At 46.7% G+C, this 3510-nt stretch carries 2 protein-coding genes; both read right to left on the bottom strand.

The window, feature by feature from the left end; genetic code table 11:
- Positions 1–114: 114 nt before the first annotated feature.
- The gene (locus GXO74_10955; GenBank protein NOZ62191.1) at positions 115–1404 is read right to left on the bottom strand and encodes a hypothetical protein; all 1290 of its coding nucleotides are present in this window, start codon (positions 1402–1404) and stop codon (positions 115–117) included.
- Positions 1405–3510, bottom strand: a 2106-nt coding sequence (locus GXO74_10950; GenBank protein ID NOZ62190.1) for a hypothetical protein, incomplete at its 5' end; no start/stop codon positions are given.

Genomic DNA, 3510 nt, shown 5'->3' with positions numbered 1-3510 from the left:
TGATAAAAAGTTAACAGTGATTTTTCTCTGTGAGCTCTGCGCCTTCTTTGCGCGCTCTGTGGTTAATAATTTTCTCACTTTTCCTTTTTGTGAAAAACAATTTTCTATAAAAAATCAATTACCAACCTTCTTCAACTTCACAAAAATGACTTCAGTCGCCTGCCCTTCGGTGACAGACGTCCCTTTTTCGCCGTGGGTATAAATCAGCGATGGCAAGCCGACAGGTTTTGGGCTGAAAGGTCTTTCCATGTTCGGCAGCCAATTGGGTAAATTCGGATCCGGTTTTGAAATTGGAATTAATCGGAAACTTTTACCTTTGTCGGCCGAAGTCAGCAATACCACTTCCAGCGACGGATCGCCCCAGAAAGTCGTGTCCCCCGAATTTTGCACATCACAAAGCAGGTAAAAAACGCCATCTCTGTCAAAAGTAATCGTGGCATAAGTGATTTCTTTTTTGGGAAAATATTTTTGAATCTCCGGCAATAACGATTTTCCCACCCATTTTTCGCCGTCAAAACGCCAGAGCAGAGTTGTTCGCGGCGTTTTTTCCAGATGTATCACCGGAACATACGGCACGCCATCGCTGTCAACAATCACATTGCCCACGCGCATGTCCAGACTGTCCCCCTTTTCGATGAAACAAGGCGATTCAATCGTAACCGGCAGAGATAATTTCTCACCTTTCACATTTTCCCAGGTGACGCCGCCATCCCGGGAACGCAAATAGCCAACGGACTTGCCCGCAGGAGGCACAACATCGTAGATATGAAACGCCACATGCAACACGCCATCTGGCGAAATAAAAATTGGATTTCCGTATTGCGTGTAGCCGGTATCTGCGGGAGCCTTCACCAATTCAATCGCTTCACTCCAGACGCCATTTTCATCCCTGCGCTGATACATGAGACGGCGCGGCATGGGTCCGCCGCGATAGGTCAGGTGCAATCGATCTTTTGCATCAACCACCAGACTGGGATAGGTGCTGTAAATTCCCACTGAATCAATCGCTGTCCATTCGCTGATGTCATACGGTTTTTTTGAACGGCGGTATTGAAATTTCCCGTGATGCGCGCCGTAAATGATATGAAAAATCCCCTTGCTATCCATCGCCAGCGCGGGCCCGCCGTGGTTGTCAACACCGGAACCGACCAGCACGGTCTCGCCCCATTTTTTTGTTTTCAAATCATAATAAGTCATTTTCACGTCCGACAGCGAATCGAGCCAGGAAACGAAAATTTTGCCATCGGCTGTGATTATTTTGTTACTCATGATGTAAGCCGTTGCTCGTGTCGAACCGTGGGTGGAAATAATTTTGGAAAACTCAACTTCAACATTGTTATTTTTACCGCAGGAAAGAACCAGCAGAACAAGAAAAAAACTTAATTTCAAGAGCCAGGTTTTCATTTAATAAATCCTTTCCACAAATTCTATTTTTAAATTCAAAGATTGATGACTTTCGTGAGAAACAAATCTGACATTTGCTCCCGGCGGTTTTTGAATGCGAACGATCAAATTATCTTTTTCAACTTCCCAGGAAACAGCTAAAATTCCCTTTGCCGTGGTAATTGCCCCTTTGGCGTATTTCAATTTGCCAATATCCGGGCTCACGATGAATTCCTCTCCTCCGGGACGCACCTGTCTGATTCCCAAAATTATCCGTGGCAAAAAGTAGAGCGGCGCTGAAGACCAGGCGTGCGCGTGGCTGCGAGTTGGGAATCCCGCCGGATGAAATTCGCTGGACGGAAAAACTTCCCACACCGTTGTCGCACCGCTGTCGATCATGGGAACGTAGCTTTCATAAATCGACTGAATAATTCGGTCGGAAAAGCCTATCTTTTCCAGCGTTTCATAAAAATACATCATGGCGAACGGAGAACCGACTTTCACCATTTCTTTTTTCGGATGAAGCACATTGGCGATTGCCGCCTCGCGATTTTTTTCTTCGACAATGTCGTAGAGCAGAGACAAAAAACTCGTGTGCTGCGATGTCGATTCGCTCACTTCACCATCCTCGTGAATGCTATCCGGAAAAGACTGTTTTTCTTCATCCCAAAATTCATTGATGGCACGACGCAGCCGATCTCTTAAATTTTCCAGCAAAACAAGTCTGTCTTCATCTTGCAAAACCTGTGCGCACCGGATTGCCGCATTGATGGCACCGACGAGCAGCATGCTGTTGTGCAAAACCGTCTCATGCTGATCGTCAATTCCGGACCAGTCAAACATGTTCCACCACGGTGCACTGAAAAGCCCGTGTTCATCGAGATATTTTTCCGCGCCTTCAATATTTTTAATCACATCATTCCAGACTGATTTCAAAAATTCAACATCTCCGCTGTAGTCGAAATAATCCCAAACAGAAATCCCCCACAGAAAACCCCACGCCGGCAACAGACAATCCCACGCCGAGGGCACCTGACAGCCGACAATGGGAAAGCGTTCCAGCGATTGCGCCGCCAGCCGAATGCACCGTTTCCCGATATCGCGCGCGTCAAAAGTCCAATAGCCAAAAACCGCCTCATTTCGCGCGTCTCCGACCCAGAGCGTTTGTTCGTAAAGCGGACAGTCCGTAAAAGTATCTTCCATGCACAATTTGAGCGTTCGCGCTGAAATTTCCCAGATTCTATTCAATCGCCAATCACTGCAACGAAACCAGGCTTTGCTTTCTACCGGATAAGTCGATTCGATGAGTTGAAATTTGTTGATTTTGACAGGCTCTGAAAAATTTCTGATGGTGAAAAACAAATATCTGCCCGACCGTCTCTTGACGGAAGTGAAATGATTTAACCCGTTTTTGCAGATGTAGCGCATGCCATTTCGATAAATTGCGTCCCAGGCAGGGTCTGCCGTGTGCTGGATTACTCCCTCCGGAGTAATGTATTCGACTCCGTAAATATCGATGACCGTCCCTTCCTGCGCAAAAAGCTCAAAATCGTAGTAACCGATATTCTGCTCGCCCAGATCAAACATGAGTTCCACGTCACCTTCCGGAGTGGGATGCACAATTGTCATTTCTCCGTTTTCTGCGAGCAAATTTTTCGCATTCTCGATCAAATCCCAGGCTTCACCGACCGGCTCGCGATGTAAAAATTGCCAGTAAAAATCATGCACGAACATCTGCTCGTTCGTTAAATTCTTGCAGCGATTTTTCAGTTTATCTTCAAAATCTTTTTTTGTCTTCACTTCGCGGAGAAATCGCTCGATTGTCGAATCGTAATTTTTCAGTCGGTCATTTCCTTCATCGTCAATGCTCCATTTCTGCCAGCGCAAATCGTTATCAGCAAATTCGAACTCCGGCAGCGAAATCCAGCACCAGGGGTTTTCCCAGCCGGGATCGAGCGGATTGACCAGCTTCATTGATTCCGGCGGACTTTCGATGCGAACGGAAAAATCCTTTTTGTGGCTGACTGGTTTGGCAACAAATGCGCACACGAAATGTTCGCCGCTCTCTAATTCGTAAATTCCGTCCGATTTTTCCGCGCCGTCCACGCTCAAACGATAGCCATCCAG

This window comes from Calditrichota bacterium (genome assembly GCA_013152715.1).
Classification (GTDB): Bacteria; Zhuqueibacterota; Zhuqueibacteria; order Thermofontimicrobiales; family Thermofontimicrobiaceae; genus 4484-87.
Note: the sequence above shows the minus strand (reverse complement) of the source record. Positions and strands in the feature narration are given on the sequence as shown.

Bases quoted from the DNA above. Each gene is read 5' to 3' on its own strand.
- GXO74_10955 (NOZ62191.1), bottom strand. From the start codon at position 1,404: ATGAAAACCTGGCTCTTGAAATTAAGTTTTTTTCTTGTTCTGCTGGTT.